Source organism: Brevundimonas sp. UBA2503 (assembly GCF_002341485.1).
Taxonomy (GTDB): domain Bacteria; phylum Pseudomonadota; class Alphaproteobacteria; order Caulobacterales; family Caulobacteraceae; genus Brevundimonas; species Brevundimonas halotolerans.
In genome coordinates, this window is record NZ_DDOD01000025.1 from 343,101 (window position 1) to 359,658 (window position 16,558).

A 16,558-nucleotide genomic window follows, 5' to 3' on the forward strand; every position below is an offset into this window, starting at 1 on the left:
CCGTCCGGGTCCGCATGTCCGAGTCCAGTTTCGCCAAACGCCAGTCGCGTCTCGCCGCCAGGGCCGGGTCTCCGCCGCGTCGCGTCCACTTGGGCGCTGTCCGCAAACAGCTGGTCGCCTTCTTCCGCAAGCCGCCGGTGGCGGTGGCCTCGGCCGGCCTGCTGGTGCTGCTCAGCGCCGGCCTGTTCATCGCCGTGCTGGGCGATCCTCGCGCCGGCCTGCCTTCGGCTCGCGTCGACCTGAAGCGCGAGGTTGTGGCCGAGCGGGCCCCGACCGGCATGGAGGCCTTCTCCATGGGGGTCGAGGATGCCTGGCTGACCCTCGGTGCCGACCCGGAGGCCCTGGGCACCGAGGCCGTCATCACCCTGCCCGACGGGGCCAGTGTCTCGGGCTCGGGCGAGGGGATCACCGCCCCGCGCATCGCCGCCACCACACCGCTGCCGCGCGCCCCCATCGAGGGCCTGAGCCGCCCGGGTCCGGCAGGTCCCCTGCCGATCATCGCCACCGACGGCCGCACCCCGGCCGAGGCCTATGCCCGCCCGTTCCGTCCGAACGGTAAGCCGCGCGTCGCCCTGATCGTCGGCGGACTGGGCCTGAATGCCACCACGACCCGGGCCGCCATCGAACGCCTGCCCCCGGAAATCACCCTCAGCTTCGTGCCCTATGCCGACGACCTGCAGGCGTGGATCGATCTGGCCCGCGCGCACGGCCATGAGGTGATGATCGAGATCCCGATGGAGCCGACCGGCTATCCGGACAATGACCCCGGCCCCTACACCCTGCTGGCCGATGGCGGGGCCGAGGATGTCGGCGGCAAGCTGCCGTGGCTGCTGGGCCGGGCGACCGGCTATTTCGGCGTGACCAACTATCTGGGCGACCGCTTCATGACCTCGGATGCCGCCTTCGGCGCCATGCTGGGCACCCTGCGCACCCACGGGCTGGCCTTCATCGATGACGGTCAGGCGCGCCGTCGCCCCGGGGCCTGGTCGCGCGCCACCGCCGACCGCGTGATCGACGAGACCCAGACCCCGGTGGCCATCATGGGCCAGCTCAATGCCATCGAGGCCATGGCCAAACAGCGCGGTGACGCTCTGGGCACCGGCTTCAGCTATCCGGTGACGGTCGAGGCCGTGGCCCGCTGGGCCGCCGGACTGGACGCGCGCGGCCTGCAACTGGCCCCTGCCAGTGCCATGACCCGCCGCCCGGGGCGCTAGGCTCTGTGAGCGAGCGCGACCTTTCCCTCTACCGCCCCAATGTCGGCGTCGTGGTCTTCAATGCCGAGGGCCGCGTCTGGCTGGGCCGCCGGATCGGCACGCCGGACCCGTGGAACTGGCAGTTCCCCCAAGGGGGCATCGACAAGGACGAAGATCTGGAGGCCGCCGCCCGCCGCGAACTGTTCGAGGAGACCGGCATCCGCTCGGTCGACCTGCTGGGCCGGACCGAGGGCTGGATCGTCTATGACTTCCCGCCCGAAGTGCTGAACGGCGCCATGAAGAAGCGCGGCAACCTCGGCCAGAAGCAGGTGTGGTTCGCCTGGCGCTTCACCGGCACGGATGACGAGGTCGATCTGCAGGCCCACGGCGAGCAGGAGTTCGACGCCTGGCGCTGGGCCGACCTGGCCGAAGCCCCCGGTTTGATCGTGCCCTTCAAACGCGCCGTCTATGATCAGGTCTGCACGGAGTTTGCGCGGTTCGGGCATCCCTGACGCAAAAACGGCGGCTCCCGAAGAAGCCGCCGCTCTGCAATCAGATTGTCTGCGAAATCAGCCCGCGGCCACTTCCGCTGCGCGCTCGGCCAGGATGGTCAGGCCGGCGGGGGTCACGTCGGCGAACCCGCCCTCGACCTGGAACTGGCGACGGTTGCCGCCGTCCATGACGGTGACCACGCCTTCGCGCAGGGCCGTCATGAAGGGCGCGTGATCGGCCAGCACGCCGAAGTCACCCTCGACGCCGGGCGCATCCACCTGATCCACGAGGCCCGAAAAGACCTCGCGTTCCGGCGAGACGAGAGAAAAGGAGAGCTTACCTGCCATCTTCAACAATCTCCGGGGCGTCTGCCCGCATGACGTGGGCGACAACAGTGGTGCCGCCGCCCCTATTTGTATACTGCACCACTTCGATCTCCACGTTTCGTCCGGGGAAAACGAAGCTTTGGGTGATCCGGTCTTCCACCCGCAACGCTTCGGCTACCGGAGAGGCTGATGTCGGCGGAGCCTGCAGACGGCGCCGGAGCGCCTCTCCGAAGGTTCTGCCATCCTCCCCCCCGGCACCGATAACCATGCAGAAGGTCTCTTCCGGGTCGGTCACTATCCTCACGTTGTGAACTGGCTGCCAGTCCGCGCTCACCCTCAGATACTGTCGATCGTCAGTGGCTTCCTCGAGATCAGGTGACAACTGGTTCGCCAGAATCGGGGACCCGTTCACGCGCTCCAAACACCACCCTAGCAACGCCTGGTCAAAGAGCTGCTCCGGTGAGAGGCGCGGCCCGTTGTCCTCAGAGCAGGATGCGGCGATCAGCGACAACGCCGCGATTGCCAGCGCCCCGCGCTTCATTACGCCGCGTCCGCAGCCAGCTTCTGGGCCTTCTCGACGGCTTCCTCGATGGTGCCGACCATGTAGAAGGCGGCTTCGGGCAGGTGATCGTATTCACCGGCGACGATGCCCTTGAAGCTGCGGATGGTGTCTTCCAGCGCGACGAACTTGCCCGGCGCGTTGGTGAACTGTTCGGCCACGAAGAAGGGCTGCGACAGGAAGCGCTGGATCTTGCGGGCGCGCGAGACGACCAGCTTGTCCTCTTCCGACAGCTCGTCCATGCCCAGGATGGCGATGATGTCCTTCAGGCCCTTGTACTGCTGCAGGACCTCCTGGACCGAACGGGCGACCTGGTAGTGTTCGTCGCCGATCACCAGCGGGTCCATGATCCGCGAGGTCGAGTCCAGCGGATCCACGGCCGGGAAGATGGCCTGGGCGGCGATGTCGCGGCTCAGAACGGTCGTGGCGTCGAGGTGGGCGAAGGAGGCGGCGGGCGCCGGGTCGGTCAGGTCGTCGGCGGGGACGTAGATGGCCTGCACCGAGGTGATCGAGCCCTTCTTGGTCGAGGTGATGCGCTCCTGCAGATTGCCCATCTCGGTGGCCAGCGTCGGCTGATAGCCCACGGCCGAGGGGATGCGGCCCAGCAGGGCGGACACTTCCGAACCGGCTTGCGTGAAGCGGAAGATGTTGTCGACGAACAGCAGCACGTCCTTGCCTTCCTCGTCGCGGAAGTACTCGGCCTGGGCCAGGCCGGTCAGGGCGACGCGGGCGCGGGCGCCGGGAGGCTCGTTCATCTGGCCGTACACGAGGGCGCACTTGGACCCTTCGGTCGAGCCACCGTTCTTGGCCGGGTCGACGTTCACGTTCGACTCGATCATCTCGTGATACAGGTCGTTGCCTTCGCGGGTGCGCTCACCCACGCCGGCCAGCACGGAGTAACCGCCGTAGGCCTTGGCGATGTTGTTGATCAGCTCCTGCATGGTCACGGTCTTGCCGACGCCGGCGCCGCCGAACAGGCCGATCTTGCCGCCCTTGGTGTAGGGGCACATCAGGTCGATGACCTTGATGCCCGTGACCAGGATTTCCGAGCTGGTCGACTGATCCTCGAAGCTGGGGGCTTCGCGGTGGATCGGGCGATACATGGTGGTCTTGATCGGGCCCTGTTCGTCGATCGGGGCGCCGACCACGTTCATGATGCGGCCGAGCGTGCCCGGGCCGACCGGGGCCTGGATGGAGCCGCCGGTGTCGCTGACGGCCTGGCCGCGGGTCAGACCCTCGGTGGTGTCCATGGCGATGGTGCGGACCATGTTCTCACCCAGGTGCTGGGCGACCTCGAGGACCAGGGTGAAGGGCTCGCCCGTCTTCTGGTCGACGTTCTGGGTTTCCAGCGCGTTCAGGATTGCCGGCAGCTGGCCTTCGAACTCGACGTCGACCACGGCGCCGATGACCTGGGCGATCTTGCCCGTGCCGGTTCCGGCGATGATCTTCGGCGCGGCCTTGGCGGCAGCGGCGCGCGGAGCGGCCGGCTTCTTGGCAGCGGGGGCCTTCTTGGCGGCGGGCTTCTTGGGGGCGGTGGTGTCGGTCATGGGTCGGTCCGTGTCGGAAAGGGCGTTCAGGGGCAGATCAGAGGGCTTCCGCGCCCGCGATGATCTCGATCAGTTCGGTGGTGATCTGGGCCTGGCGTTTGCGGTTGTACTGCAGGGTCAGGCTGTTGATCAGGTCACCGGCGTTGCGGGTGGCGTTGTCCATGGCGCCCATCTGGGCCCCGAAGAAGCTGGCCTGGTTCTCGTAAAGGGCGGCCAGGATCTGGGTGGTGATGTTGCGCGGCAGCAGGGTCTCGAGGATTTCCTCTTCCGAGGGCTCATACTCATAGACGGCGCCGTTCAGATTGACGGGCGGCGCGTCCTCGGCGACCTCGGCCGGGATCAGCTTCTTGGGCGTCGGCACCTGCGAGATGACCGACTGGAAGCGGCTGTAGAACAGGGTCACGACGTCGGCGCGGCCGGCCTCGAACTCTTCGGCCACCAGATCGGCGATCGGCTCGGCAACCGGCAGGCCGATCACCTTGTGACCGCCCATCTCGAAGGTGTGCACCATCCGCTCGCCATAGAGGCGGGCCAGACCGTCACGCGACTTCTTGCCGACAGCGATGATGCGCACATCCTTGCCGCCCTTGATCAGGGTGTTGATCCGCTCGCGCGCGGCGCGGATGACGTTGGTGTTGAACCCACCGGCCAGACCCTTGTCGCCGGTGGCGACGATGATCAGGTGCTTTTGCTCCGCGCCGGTGCCGGCCAGCAGCTTGGGCGCGTCGTCACCCGACACGCCGGCCGCCAGATTGGCGATCACCGAGGCCATCTTCTGCGCATAGGGACGGGCGCTTTCGGCCTGGTCCTGGGCACGCTTCAGCTTGGCCGCCGCGACCATGTTCAGGGCTTTCGTGATCTTCTGCGTGGACTTCACGCTTCCGATCCGATTGCGCATTTCCTTGAGGCTGGCCATTCGGCGTTCCTCTAGCTCCTAGCTGTGGCGGCGATCAGGCGAAGGTCTTGGCGAAGGATTCGATGGCGTCCTTCAGTTCGGCTTCCAGTTCCGGCGACAGGGCCTTCTTGGTGCGGATGGCGTCGAGGATGCCGGCGTGTTTGGAGTGCATGCGCGCCAGCAGTTCGCGCTCGAAACGACCGACGTCCGACACGGCGATGCCGTCCAGATAGCCGCGCGTCCCGGCGTAGACGGAGACGACCTGCTCCTCGACCGCCAGCGGCGAATATTGCGGCTGCTTCAGCAGCTCGGTCAGGCGGGCGCCGCGGGCCAGCAGCTTCTGGGTCGAGGCGTCCAGGTCCGAACCGAACTTGGCGAAGGCGGCCATTTCCCGGTACTGGGCCAACTCGCCCTTGATGGAACCGGCCACCTGCTTCATCGCCTTGATCTGGGCCGAAGAGCCCACGCGCGACACCGAGATGCCGACGTTCACGGCCGGGCGGATGCCCTGGTAGAACAGGTCCGATTCCAGGAAGATCTGGCCGTCGGTGATCGAGATCACATTGGTCGGGATGTAGGCCGACACGTCATTGGCCTGGGTTTCGATGATCGGCAGGGCGGTCATGGAGCCCGAGCCATAGTCGCTGTTCAGCTTGGCCGAACGCTCCAGCAGGCGGCTGTGCAGATAGAAGACGTCGCCCGGATAGGCTTCACGGCCCGGCGGACGGCGCAGCAGCAGCGACATCTGGCGATAGGCGACGGCCTGTTTCGACAGATCGTCATAGACGATCAGGGCGTGCATGCCGTTGTCGCGGAAATACTCGCCCATGGCCGTGCCCGAGAACGGGGCCAGGAACTGCAGCGGGGCCGGTTCCGAGGCCGTGGCGGCCACGACGATGGTGTAGTCCAGGGCGCCGCGCTCCTCGAGCGTCTTGACGATCTGGGCGACGGTCGAGCGCTTCTGGCCGATGGCGACGTAGATGCAGTAAAGCTTCTCGCCTTCCGACGTCGCATTCGCGTTGACGTTCTTCTGGTTCAGGATGGTGTCGACGGCCACGGCGCTCTTGCCGACCTGACGGTCACCAATGATCAGCTCGCGCTGGCCACGGCCGACCGGGATCAGGGTGTCGATGGCCTTCAGGCCGGTCTGCATCGGCTCGTGCACCGACTTGCGCGGGATGATGCCCGGCGCCTTGACGTCGACGCGGCGACGCTCTGTGAACTGGATCGGGCCCTTGCCGTCGATCGGCTCGCCCAGCGGGTTGACGACGCGGCCCAGCAGGCCCTTGCCGACCGGCACGTCCACGATCTCGCCCAGACGGCGGACCTCGTCGCCCTCGGCGATTTCATTGTCCTGGCCGAAGATCACGGCGCCGACGTTGTCGACTTCCAGGTTCAGGGCCATGCCCTTCACGCCGGCCTTGGGGAATTCGATCATCTCGCCGGCCTGGACATTGTCCAGACCGTGGATGCGCGCGATGCCGTCGCCGACCGACAGCACCTGGCCGACGTCCGAGACATCGGCTTCCACGCCGAAAGCGGCGATCTGCGACTTGAGGATGGCCGAAATCTCGGCGGCGCGGATGTCCATGTGGGGCTCTTCTTGGCTTAACGTTCAGTCTGTGGGGCGGAGCGGAAGCGGCTTGTCAGCCTATCCGGCCCGTTTGAGGGCGAATTTCATCTGGTCGAGCTTGGTCTTCAGCGAGGCGTCGTACAGGCGCGAGCCGACCTTGACCTTCAGGCCGCCCAGCAGGGCCGGATCGACGCGGGCTTCCAGCTCGGGATCCTTGCCCAGCGCCTTGCGCAGCGAGGCCTTGATGGCATTCATCTGGGCCGCGTCCAGCGGGGCGGCCGAAACCACCTCGGCCGAGACCAGTCCGGTGCGGATGGCATACAAACGGTCGAAGCCGGCGATCACGGCGGTCAGGTCGCCCGACCGGCCGTTCTGGGCCAGCAGGCCCAGGAATTTTCGGGTCAGGCCGTCAAAACCGGCCTTGTCGGCGATGGCGATCAGGCCCCGGGCCTGGTCCTCATTGCTGATCACCGGCGAGGTGGCCAGCCGGCGCAGGTCGGCGCTCTCGCCCCAGGCCTTGCGCAGCGACTTGAGGTCGGCGCGAACGGCGTCCAGCGCCCCGCCTTCATCGGCGAGGTCGAAAAGGGCCTGCGCGTAACGTGCGCCGACAGTCGTAGTCCTGAAATCGTCAGCCACTCGTCAAGGTCCGCGATCAAAAGCGTTTGGGTCGCAACCGGCGGTGACGGATCACCCCGATCAAAGGCTTGAAATGCTTGAAAAAAGCACAACGGGTCCCTGTCTTGCGACAGAGGTCCCGGTTCAGCCGGGCGCCTGATAGCACGGGGCCTTGCCCCCCGCAACCGAGGCGGTGCGCCACAGGCGGGCGGCTTGTCGCAGGCCGCGGAGTCTCTATAGATCGGCGAAACCTTCCCTTCTGGACCGAGACTTCATGTTCGACAGCATCACGCCCCTTCTTTCCGATCCGGCGGCCTGGGCGGCCCTCGTCACCCTGATCGTCATGGAAGTGGTGCTGGGGATCGACAATCTGATCTTCATCTCGATCCTGTCGAACAAGCTGCCCGAGCATCAGCGCTCGCGCGTGCGCCGCATCGGTATTTCGCTGGCGCTGATCATGCGCCTCGCCCTGTTGTCGATGATCGCCTGGATCGTCGGCCTGACCGCGCCGGTCTTTACCGTCATGGGCAATGAGTTCTCCTGGAAGGACATCATCCTGATCGCCGGCGGCCTGTTCCTGGTGTGGAAGGCGACCAAGGAAATCCACCACACGGTCGACCCGACCCCGGCCCACGACATCCTCGACAAGAAGGATGTGGTCATCTCGAATGCCGGGGCTGCCATTTTCCAGATCATCCTTCTGGACCTGGTGTTCTCGGTCGATTCGATCCTGACGGCGGTCGGCATGACCGAGCACCTGCCGATCATGGTCGTGGCCGTTCTGGTCGCCATCACCGTCATGCTGCTGGCCGCTGACCCGCTGGCCAACTTCATCAACAAGAACCCGACCGTGGTCATGCTGGCGCTGGGCTTCCTGCTGATGATCGGCATGGTGCTGATCGCCGAAGGCTTCGGCGCCCATGTGCCCAAGGGCTATATCTACGCTGCCATGGCCTTCTCGGCCGGGGTCGAGATTCTCAACATGTGGAGCCGCAAGGCCTCGACCAAGCGAGAGAACGCCCAGCAACTCCGGGCCCAGGCCGATCAGGCCGAGGCCCGCGCCCGCGCCGCCGAGGCGGAAGCCGACGCAGCCGACAACCGGGCCTGAACCGTCAGGGGTCCCTACAGGAAGCTGTAGGGGTCCACGTCGATCGATAGCCGCACCGACGACGGCAGCTTGACCCGCGCCAGCCAGGCCCGGAGGAAGGCCTGAATGTCGACGTCGCGGTCGGCCCGGACCAGCAGCCGCTTCCTCCGCCGCCCCCGCACCAGCGCCAGCGGCGCATCGGCCGGGCCATAGACCTCCAGCCGCTCGGCATTGGGAATGGCCCCGGCCAGCAGCTGGGCGGCCTTTTCGACAGCGTCCGCCTTGTCGCCCGACAGGATCAGCGCCGCCAGACGTCCGAACGGGGGCAGGGCGGCCAGCCGCCGCTCCTCTGATTCGGTGGCCAGGAAGCTGTCGCGGTCGCCCGCCGCCAGCGCCTGCAGCACCGGATGCTCGGGCGTCCAGGTCTGCAGCAGGGCCCGACCCGGGCGCTCGGCCCGCCCCGCCCGGCCCGTGGCCTGCATCAGCAGCTGGAAGGTCCGCTCGGCCGCGCGCAGGTCGCCGCCCCTCAACCCCAGATCGGCATCGACCACCCCGACCAGCGTCAGATTGGGAAAGTTGTGACCCTTGGCCGCCGCCTGGGTCGCCACCAGAATATCGATCTCGCCGCGCTCCATCGCCTCGACCAGATCGCGGGCCGAGCGCCCATCGGGCGTGGTGTCGGAGGAAAAGATCGTCGTGCGCGCCTCGGGGAACAGGCTGCGGACCTCTTCCTCGACGCGCTCCACGCCCGGGCCGACCGGCACCAGACTGTCCTTGGCCCCGCACGACGGGCAGGTGTCGGGCCGGGCCATGGAAAAGCCGGTCAGGTGACACACCAGCCGCCCGGTATAGCGGTGCTCGACCAGCCATGAATCCGTGTCCGGCGCCGTCATCCGGTGCCCACAGGCCCGGCACAGCACCACGGGGGCATAGCCGCGCCGGTTCAGGAACAGCAGGGTCTGCTCGCCGCGCGCCAGCGTCTCGGCCATGGCGGCACGCAGGGGCGGGCTCAGCCAGGTCTGCGGCTCGGGCGGGTCGGCGCGCAGGTCCAGCAGGGTGATGTCGGGCAGCACCGCCGTCCCATGCCGCGCCGTCAGCCTCAGTTCGCGATACCGCCCCTGCCGCGCATTGCCCAGCGTCTCCAGCGAGGGGGTGGCCGAGGCCAGCACCACCGCCGCGCTCTCGAACCGCGCCCGGGCCACGGCCAGATCGCGTCCCTGATAGATCAGGCCGTCCTCCTGCTTGTAAGACCCGTCGTGTTCCTCATCGACGACGATCAGCCGCAGATTCGGGAAGGGCAGGAACAGGGCCGAGCGCGCCCCAACCACGATGCGACAGTGGCCCGAGACCACGGCGTCCCAGACCTGTCGCCTGCGCGGTCCGGTCAGGCCCGAATGCCATTCCGCCGGCGCCGCCCCGAACCGGGCGGTGATGCGGGCGATGACCGCCTGGGTCAGGGCGATCTCGGGCAACAGGATCAGCGCCTGCGCCTGCGAATCCCCCTCCAGTAGCCGCGCCACCGCCTCCAGATAGGCCTCGGTCTTGCCCGAGCCGGTCACACCGTCCAGCAGGAAGGCGACGAAATCCCCCGACAGGGCCGCCTGACCGATCTGGCCGGCGGCCTCGGCCTGGTCCGGATTCAGCTCGACCCGGGCATGGTGGGGATCCGGTACCTGCAACGGGTTGCCGGTTTCAGCCGGGCGAGCCGTAATCACCCCCTCGTCCACCAGTCCCTTGACCACCCCCGCCGAGACGCCGGCCGCACGCCCCAGCTCCGCGGCGCTGGCAACCGTCGGCCCTTCGTCGAGGGCCTGCAGCACCGCCGCCCGGGCAGGAGTCAGGCGGACGGGCGCCTTGCCGGCTACCCGGTGCAGCTGAAAAGGCGGCTTCGGCGGCGCATGGCGCAGCGCCTTCAGCGACAGGACCGCCATCTCGCCGGGCGGCGACAGGGTCCAGCGCGCGGCCCATTCCAGAAAATCGAGCGTCGCGGCGGGCAGGGCGGGCAGGTCCAGCCGGGCCACAATGGCCTTCAGCCGCCGGTTGGTCGTCGGAATCTCGCGCACTTCGCTGACGACGCCCGTCATCTGGCGAGGTCCCAGCGGCACGGTGACCAGATCGCCACGCGCCAGCGTCATGTCGTCCGGCACGACATAGTCAAACGGTTCGTCGACCGGCAGGGGAATCAGGACGGCGGCGACTTTCACCCGCGCGCCCCGTGGTCTAGAACCCCCGGCATGAAACTGTTTCTCGATACCGCTGACGTTGCCGTCATCAAGGACATGCTGCCCACCGGAATGGTGGACGGCGTGACCACCAATCCGTCCCTGATCGCCAAGTCTGGTCGCAACATCGCTGAGGTCATCGCCGAGATTTGCGCCCTCGTCGAGGGGCCCATTTCGGCCGAGGCGGTCGCCACCGACTTCGAGACCATGGTCAAGGAGGGTGAGAAGCTGGCCGGCATCGCGCCGAACGTGGTGGTCAAGTTGCCCCTGACCTGGGATGGTCTTCGCGCCACGCGGGCGTTTTCGGACAAGGGCATCCGCACCAATGTGACCCTGTGCTTCTCGGCCGCCCAGGCCATGCTGGCGGCCAAGGCCGGGGCCAGCTTCATCTCGCCTTTCGTCGGGCGGCTGGAAGATCACGGCGCCGACGGAATCGTCCTGCTGGAAGAAATCCGCGCCATCTACGACATCCACGGGTTCGAGACCGAGGTGCTGGCCGCCTCGCTGAGGAATCCCGGCCATGTCTCGGCTGCGGCCCTGGCCGGAGCCGATGCGGCGACCCTGCCGGTCGACACCTTCAAGGCGCTGGTCAAGCACCCGTTAACCGACAAGGGTCTTGATGCCTTCCTGGCCGACTGGGGCAAGACCGGCCAGAGCATTCTGTAAGACGGCGCGCCGGTTGCCCGGTCGGTCGCGCCGAACCGGGGCCAACCGTGACCGATACCGCCGACCTGTTCCATGACGACCCCGCAGATGAGGGCCCTCGCTGGCCCGAGGTGCGCGCCTGGCTGCAGAGCCATGCCGCGACCCTGGTCGAGGACCGCGCCCTGCTGCAGGAACTCGGTCTGCGCCCGCACGGCCCCAATGTCGTGGACTTCGGCGCCGCCGCCCTGTCGCGGGTCGAGGCCGTCGCCGCGCGCGAGGCCGGAGCCCGCAAGGCCATCGAGGGCGTCGCCCGCGCCAATTTCGCCGCCCAGGCCCAGACCCATGTGGCCGTCCTCGACCTGATGGAGGCGCGCAACCCCTCCGACCTCGCCCGTCGGCTGGATGCTGCCGCCCAGGCGCGCTTCGGTCTCGCCGGGGCGTCGATCGTTCTGGAAAAGCCGGGCGGCATTCCCTTTGGCTGGCGCGCGCTCGATCCCGGCGGCGTCGACGGCCTGCTGGGCCGGAACGGCCTGCACAGGCTGGGCACAGGCGGGCAGGGGCTGGGCCTGTTCGGCGCCGCCGAGGACGAGGTCCGCTCGGTGGCCCTGGTCCGCATGGCCCCGCATGTCGGCCCGAATGGCACCACGCGCCCGGCCCTCTGTGCCTTCGGCTCGCCCGACCCCGAAGGCTTCACACCCGAGATGGGCTGCGAACTGGCGGCCTTCCTGACCCGGGTGATCGAACGTATGGCCGAGCGATGGCCGATCCTCAGTTGACCCTCCCGCAGCCGGATGCGCCCGCCGGAACGGCACTCGACGCCTGGCTGCACCATCTGGTGCATGAGCGCCGCCTGTCGCCCCGCACGCTGGAGGCCTATGGCCACGCCGGACGTCGCTATCTGGCCTTTCTGGCCGGCCACCGGGGCGGGGCCCTGACGGTCGGCGATCTGGCCGATATCACGGCGTCCGACCTGCGCGCCCATCTGGCCGAGCGCCGCTCGGGCGCCCACCCCCTGTCTGCCCGCTCGCTCAGCCAGGCCCTGTCGGCCATCCGCGCCTTTCACCGCTTTCTGGAGCGGCGGCTGGGGATCGAGGCGCCCGAACTGGCGCTGGTGCGTGGTCCGCGCATCAAGCCGGGCCTGCCGCGCGCCCTCCAGATCGATCAGGCGCTGGAGCTGATGGAGGCCACCGGCGACGACGCCGAAACCCCACCGTGGGAGGCCGCCCGCGACCGCGCCGTGCTGATGCTGCTGTACGGCTGCGGCCTGCGCATCTCCGAGGCCCTCAGCCTGACCGATGGCGACGTCCCGCTGAGCGAGACCCTGCGCATCACCGGCAAGGGCACCAAGACCCGCATTGTGCCGGTTCTGCCCCAGGTCGCCAGTGCCGTGGCCGCCTATCGCACCCTCCGCCCCTGGACCGAGGGCCCCGACCGCGCCCTTTTCCTCGCCAGACGTGGCGGCAAGCTCAGCCCGCGTCAGGTGCAGGCGGCCGTCCAGACCCTGCGCCGTCGCCTCGGCCTGCCCGAGACGACTACGCCCCACGCCCTGCGCCACAGCTTTGCCACCCATCTGCTGGGCGCCGGTGCCGACCTGCGCAGCCTGCAGGACCTGCTGGGTCACGCCAGCCTGTCGACCACCCAGAAATACACCGCCGTCGACGCCGCCCGCCTCATGGGCGTCTATTCATCCGCCCACCCGAGGGGTTAGGGTGGACCCAGCCCGGCATCAGACCGGGCATGGGGCAGGGAGATATCGGTGACCGGTCTGGATCGGCGGACCCTCATTCTTTCAGCGGCGGGGCTGGCTGTGGCCGGTCCGGCCCTGGCGACGCCGATGCGGCAGGACCCCGAACCGCGCCTGCTGACCAATATCCTGACCCGCGTGGCGGCCGAGGTCGAGCTGAACGGCAGCAACCGCTATCCGCTGGTGCTCGACACCGGCGCCGGACGCACCGTGCTGGCCGATACCGTGGTGCGCGATCTGAACCTGCCGGCGGGCCCGCCGGTTCTGGTCCATGCCATCACCTCGGCCGAAGTCTTGCCGACGGTCCGGTTGGCCCAGCTGGATTTCGCGGGGCGGCGGTTCAACGATCTGGTCTGTCCGGTGGTCAGCCGGGATCTGCTGGCCGCCGACGGCCTGCTGGGGCTGGACGTTCTGTCGCGCTACCGGCTCAGCATCGATCTGGCCCGCAGGCGTGTGTCGATGCGGCCTTCGGGCAGCGACGTCTTCGAAGGCAGTCCGGCCTTTGCCTCCCCATCGCGGCTGACCCGGGAGGGCGTCCGCGCCGAGATCGGCCGCTTCGGACAGCTGATCCTGCCGACCGCCCGGGCGGGGGGTGTGACCCTGTCGGCCTTTGTCGATACCGGCGCCCAGTATTCGATCGGCAATCTGGCCCTGCTGGAGGCGCTCAGCGCCGGACGGGCGGATCAGCCGGGCCGCGATGTCGAGGTCTATGGGGTCACCGGTCAGGTGCTGATGGCCCGCGAGCGTGAGGTGCGTGGCCTCGAGATCGCCAACCGCGACCTTGGCCCCACGACCCTTCTGTTCGCCGATCTGCACGCCTTTTCGGCGCTGGACCTGATCGCGGCCCCGGCTCTGTTGATCGGGGCCGACATCCTGTACCGCTTCCGCCGGGTCGAGCTGGATTATGGCCGCAGGCGTATGACCTTGAGCGGCCTCAGGCCACCCGCGCGAACCCGCTAGGCCTGCATGGTCCAGCCTTCGACGCCCATGGCGGCCTGACGCACGGCCTCCGAGCGGGTCGGGTGGGCGTGGCAGGTGCGGGCGATGTCCTCTGACGAGCCCCCGAAGGCCATGGCCATGGCGGCCTCATGGATCATCTCACCGGCTTGCGGGCCCAGGATGTGGACGCCCAGCACCTTGTCGGTTTCGGCATCGGCCAGCACCTTGGCATAGCCGTCGGTCTCGTGATTGATCTTGGCGCGGCTGTTGGCGGTAAAGGGGAATTTGCCGACCTTGTAGGCGACGCCCGCCGCCTTCAGCTGGTCCTCGGTCTGGCCGACCCAGGCCACTTCGGGGCTGGTGTAGACCACGCCGGGCACCAGGTTGTAGTCGACGTGCCCGGCCTTGCCGGCGATGGTCTCGATGGCCGCGACCGCGTCTTCCTCGGCCTTGTGGGCCAGCATCGGGCCGTGGGTCACATCGCCGACCACCCAGATGCCGTCCGTACCGGTCCGGAAGTGGTCATTGTCAAGGAAGCCGCGCTTGTCCGTGGTCAGGCCGACCGTCTCCAGCCCCAGGCCTTCGGTGTAGGGACGGCGGCCGATGGCGACCAGCACCACATCGCCCTTCAGCGTCTCGGCCTCGCCGCCCTTGGCCGGTTCCACCGTCAGCTCGACGCCGGACTTCGAGGTCCTGGCCCCGGTGACCTTGGCACCCAGCTTGAACTTCATGCCCTGCTTGGTCAGCACCCGCTGAAAGGCCGTGGCCACATCGCTGTCCACGCCCGGCGTGATGCGGTCCAGATATTCAACCACGATCACCTCGGCGCCCAGACGCCGCCAGACCGAGCCCAGTTCCAGCCCGATGATGCCGGCGCCGACCACGATCAGCTTCTCGGGCACCTTGTCCAGCGCCAGCGCGCCGGTGGAATCGACCACCTTGCCGGCCTCAAAGGTGACGCCGGGCAGGGGGGTGGGCTCCGAGCCCGTGGCGATGACGACATTGGCCGTGTTCAGGGTGGTGGTGGTGCCGTCGGCGGCCTCGACCTCGACCACGCCCTTGCCCTTCAGGCGACCCCGGCCCTTGATCCAGTCGACCTTGTTCTTCTTGAACAGGAATTCGATGCCCTTGGTCAGGGCCGTCACGCTTTCCTGCTTCTGCTTCATCATCTGGCCGAGGTTCAGCGTCGGCGACACCTCAATGCCCAGCCCGGCGAACTCGCGCCCGGCGGCTTCATACATTTCCGAGGCATGCAGAAGGGCCTTGGAGGGCATGCAGCCCACATTCAGACAGGTGCCGCCCAGGGTCTCGCGCATCTCGATGCAGGCGACCTTCAGGCCCAGCTGGCCGGCGCGAATGGCGGCATTATAGCCCCCCGGGCCCCCGCCGATGATGACCACGTCATAGGGGGTGTCGGATGCAGCAGCCTGGGCCATGGATGTCCTCGGTCGGGTCGGAAACGCGGCAGACGGCCGGGGAGGGCCGCGCCAGATCGGTCGATCGTCGGTCTAGCGCCCCTGACGCGGGAATCAACCGGCAAGACCGATGTGGGGTCGGGAGCCCTAGATGGAAAGTTGGCCCGGCGTCCTTTTGCGGCGGCGCGCCCGGGTGACGACCACGATCAGGATGCCGATCACCACCAGCGCCCCCAGAACCAGCCAGGTCGGGTCAACGCCCAGATCCGCGCCCAGCCCGCCGGGGGCCGCCGCCGGGCCGCCCTCGGTGATGGTCGACTGGGCCATCGGCGAATTCGGATCGGCCTTGCCGCCCATATCGCTACCGCTTCCGAACCCGCCGCGGTCGATCGCCAGCCGCAGCACGGCATCGGCCATGAAGCCGAGGAAATAGGCGACGGCCGCCCGGGGATTGCCGGAGCCCAGCAGGGCCGCGGCGACCAGATACAGGACCACCGCCCCGACCCACAGGGCGATCACCGGCAGGTCCAGACCGACCTGGGCCTCGGCCCCGGCCCGGGTTGCAGCGGCATCCATGCCCGCGCCTTCGAGGAAGGGCGACAGGAAAGGCCAGGCCAGCCACCCGGCATAGGCCAGCACGGCCAGAACGAGCACGATACGCAGGATCTTCATGGGGCACCCTTTCAGATTTCGGCGTTAACCCTACACCGGAACCCGGAAATCGCCGAGCGGCGGCGACTTGACCCCGGTCACGGGATGGCGTTGGCATGGCGTGTACCTTCCGGGAGTCCTATGATGCGTCTGATCCTGTCCGCCGTCGCCGTTCTGGCCCTCGCCGCCTGTTCGCCCGAGGCCGAGGCCCCGCCGCCGGTTGAGGCTCCGGCACCGGTGCTGGAACTGGGTGGCGTGCCGCTGGACCAACCCCTGCGGGCGCTCGGCACCGAACCCTTCTGGGGCGTGGACGTGACCGCCGATGCCCTGGTCTATTCCGGTGTGGATCGCCCCGAGCGCCGGGCCACGCATGACGGCGTCGAGCTGATGGGCACGGTGGCCAGCTGGCGCGGCACCACGGCGGACGGGGCGCCCATGGACCTGATCCTGATGGCCACCGAATGCTCTGATGGCATGAGCGACCGCACCTATCCGCTGACGGCCCGTCTCGAGGTCGGCGGGGAGACCCTGAACGGCTGTGCCGCGACGGTCTCGGCCATCATGAGCGCGGGCGAATCCGGCCTGGTGGTCGACGCCCCCGCGGATGCCACGACCGCCCCCGCCTCTTAACGGTTCTCACATCGGCGGCATGGCA

General features: G+C 68.3%; 17 protein-coding genes. 8 read left to right on the plus strand and 9 right to left on the minus strand.

Annotation, left to right across the window (positions count from 1 at the left end):
- Nucleotides 1–14: 14 nt before the first annotated feature.
- Nucleotides 15–1,214 carry a divergent polysaccharide deacetylase family protein gene (locus tag B4K74_RS13215; RefSeq protein WP_286693325.1) on the plus strand — a complete coding sequence of 400 codons (1,200 nt, stop codon included), beginning with the start codon at nucleotides 15–17 and terminating at the stop codon, nucleotides 1,212–1,214.
- Nucleotides 1,215–1,219: 5 nt separating this feature from the next.
- Complete coding sequence (locus tag B4K74_RS13220) at nucleotides 1,220–1,705, plus strand: RNA pyrophosphohydrolase (protein WP_286693326.1); 486 nt, start codon at nucleotides 1,220–1,222, stop codon at nucleotides 1,703–1,705.
- Nucleotides 1,706–1,762: 57 nt separating this feature from the next.
- Here the strand turns inward: B4K74_RS13220 and B4K74_RS13225 are convergent, their stop codons facing one another.
- From B4K74_RS13225 to B4K74_RS13250, 6 genes are read right to left on the minus strand one after another with little or no spacing between them, the layout of a single operon-like run.
- Nucleotides 1,763–2,032 carry an ATP synthase F1 subunit epsilon gene (locus B4K74_RS13225; protein ID WP_286693327.1) on the minus strand — a complete coding sequence of 90 codons (270 nt, stop codon included), beginning with the start codon at nucleotides 2,030–2,032 and terminating at the stop codon, nucleotides 1,763–1,765.
- Nucleotides 2,022–2,552, minus strand: coding sequence for a hypothetical protein (locus tag B4K74_RS13230; protein WP_286693328.1), 531 nt, complete (start codon nucleotides 2,550–2,552; stop codon nucleotides 2,022–2,024). Before B4K74_RS13230 ends, B4K74_RS13225 begins: the two co-directional genes overlap by 11 nt.
- Nucleotides 2,552–4,117 carry a F0F1 ATP synthase subunit beta gene (gene atpD / locus B4K74_RS13235; protein WP_286693329.1) on the minus strand — a complete coding sequence of 522 codons (1,566 nt, stop codon included), beginning with the start codon at nucleotides 4,115–4,117 and terminating at the stop codon, nucleotides 2,552–2,554. The genes B4K74_RS13230 and atpD overlap by 1 nt, the downstream gene beginning before the upstream one ends.
- Nucleotides 4,118–4,154: 37 nt before the next feature.
- Nucleotides 4,155–5,033, minus strand: coding sequence for a F0F1 ATP synthase subunit gamma (locus B4K74_RS13240; RefSeq protein WP_286693330.1), 879 nt, complete (start codon nucleotides 5,031–5,033; stop codon nucleotides 4,155–4,157).
- Nucleotides 5,034–5,067: 34 nt separating this feature from the next.
- Nucleotides 5,068–6,603 carry a F0F1 ATP synthase subunit alpha gene (gene atpA, locus B4K74_RS13245; protein ID WP_286693331.1) on the minus strand — a complete coding sequence of 512 codons (1,536 nt, stop codon included), beginning with the start codon at nucleotides 6,601–6,603 and terminating at the stop codon, nucleotides 5,068–5,070.
- A 60-nt stretch (nucleotides 6,604–6,663) separates the two neighbouring features.
- The gene (locus B4K74_RS13250) at nucleotides 6,664–7,221 is read right to left on the minus strand and encodes a F0F1 ATP synthase subunit delta (protein ID WP_123288485.1); all 558 of its coding nucleotides are present in this window, start codon (nucleotides 7,219–7,221) and stop codon (nucleotides 6,664–6,666) included.
- A gap of 253 nt (nucleotides 7,222–7,474) precedes the next feature.
- On the opposite strand from B4K74_RS13250, the gene B4K74_RS13255 reads away from it, so the two are divergent.
- Nucleotides 7,475–8,308, plus strand: coding sequence for a TerC family protein (locus tag B4K74_RS13255; protein WP_123288484.1), 834 nt, complete (start codon nucleotides 7,475–7,477; stop codon nucleotides 8,306–8,308).
- A 14-nt stretch (nucleotides 8,309–8,322) separates the two neighbouring features.
- Here B4K74_RS13255 and B4K74_RS13260 read toward each other — a convergent pair whose 3' ends face one another.
- The gene (locus B4K74_RS13260; protein WP_286693332.1) at nucleotides 8,323–10,491 is read right to left on the minus strand and encodes a primosomal protein N'; all 2,169 of its coding nucleotides are present in this window, start codon (nucleotides 10,489–10,491) and stop codon (nucleotides 8,323–8,325) included.
- Nucleotides 10,492–10,521: 30 nt separating this feature from the next.
- On the opposite strand from B4K74_RS13260, the gene fsa reads away from it, so the two are divergent.
- From fsa to B4K74_RS13280, 4 genes are read left to right on the plus strand one after another with little or no spacing between them, the layout of a single operon-like run.
- Nucleotides 10,522–11,175: a fructose-6-phosphate aldolase gene (fsa, locus tag B4K74_RS13265; RefSeq protein ID WP_286693333.1), complete on the plus strand. Its 654-nt coding sequence runs from the start codon at nucleotides 10,522–10,524 to the stop codon at nucleotides 11,173–11,175.
- Nucleotides 11,176–11,222: 47 nt separating this feature from the next.
- Complete coding sequence (locus B4K74_RS13270; protein WP_286693334.1) at nucleotides 11,223–11,930, plus strand: DUF484 family protein; 708 nt, start codon at nucleotides 11,223–11,225, stop codon at nucleotides 11,928–11,930.
- Nucleotides 11,912–12,862, plus strand: a complete 951-nt coding sequence (locus B4K74_RS13275; RefSeq protein ID WP_286693335.1) for a tyrosine recombinase XerC — start codon at nucleotides 11,912–11,914, stop codon at nucleotides 12,860–12,862. The genes B4K74_RS13270 and B4K74_RS13275 overlap by 19 nt, the downstream gene beginning before the upstream one ends.
- Before the next feature lie 48 nt (nucleotides 12,863–12,910).
- Nucleotides 12,911–13,858, plus strand: coding sequence for a retroviral-like aspartic protease family protein (locus B4K74_RS13280; protein WP_286693336.1), 948 nt, complete (start codon nucleotides 12,911–12,913; stop codon nucleotides 13,856–13,858).
- On the opposite strand, the gene lpdA is transcribed toward B4K74_RS13280, so the two are convergent.
- Together lpdA and B4K74_RS13290 are read right to left on the minus strand one after the other, a co-directional pair.
- The gene (lpdA, locus tag B4K74_RS13285; RefSeq protein WP_286693337.1) at nucleotides 13,855–15,273 is read right to left on the minus strand and encodes a dihydrolipoyl dehydrogenase; all 1,419 of its coding nucleotides are present in this window, start codon (nucleotides 15,271–15,273) and stop codon (nucleotides 13,855–13,857) included. The two genes, B4K74_RS13280 and lpdA, sit on opposite strands and share 4 nt — an antisense overlap.
- A gap of 126 nt (nucleotides 15,274–15,399) precedes the next feature.
- Nucleotides 15,400–15,924 (minus strand): hypothetical protein, encoded by a 525-nt coding sequence (locus B4K74_RS13290; protein WP_286693338.1) that lies wholly within the window; start codon nucleotides 15,922–15,924, stop codon nucleotides 15,400–15,402.
- A 123-nt stretch (nucleotides 15,925–16,047) separates the two neighbouring features.
- On the opposite strand from B4K74_RS13290, the gene B4K74_RS13295 reads away from it, so the two are divergent.
- Entirely contained in the window at nucleotides 16,048–16,533 is a 486-nt protein-coding gene (locus B4K74_RS13295) for a COG3650 family protein (RefSeq protein ID WP_286693339.1), read from the plus strand.
- Nucleotides 16,534–16,558: the final 25 nt, after the last annotated feature.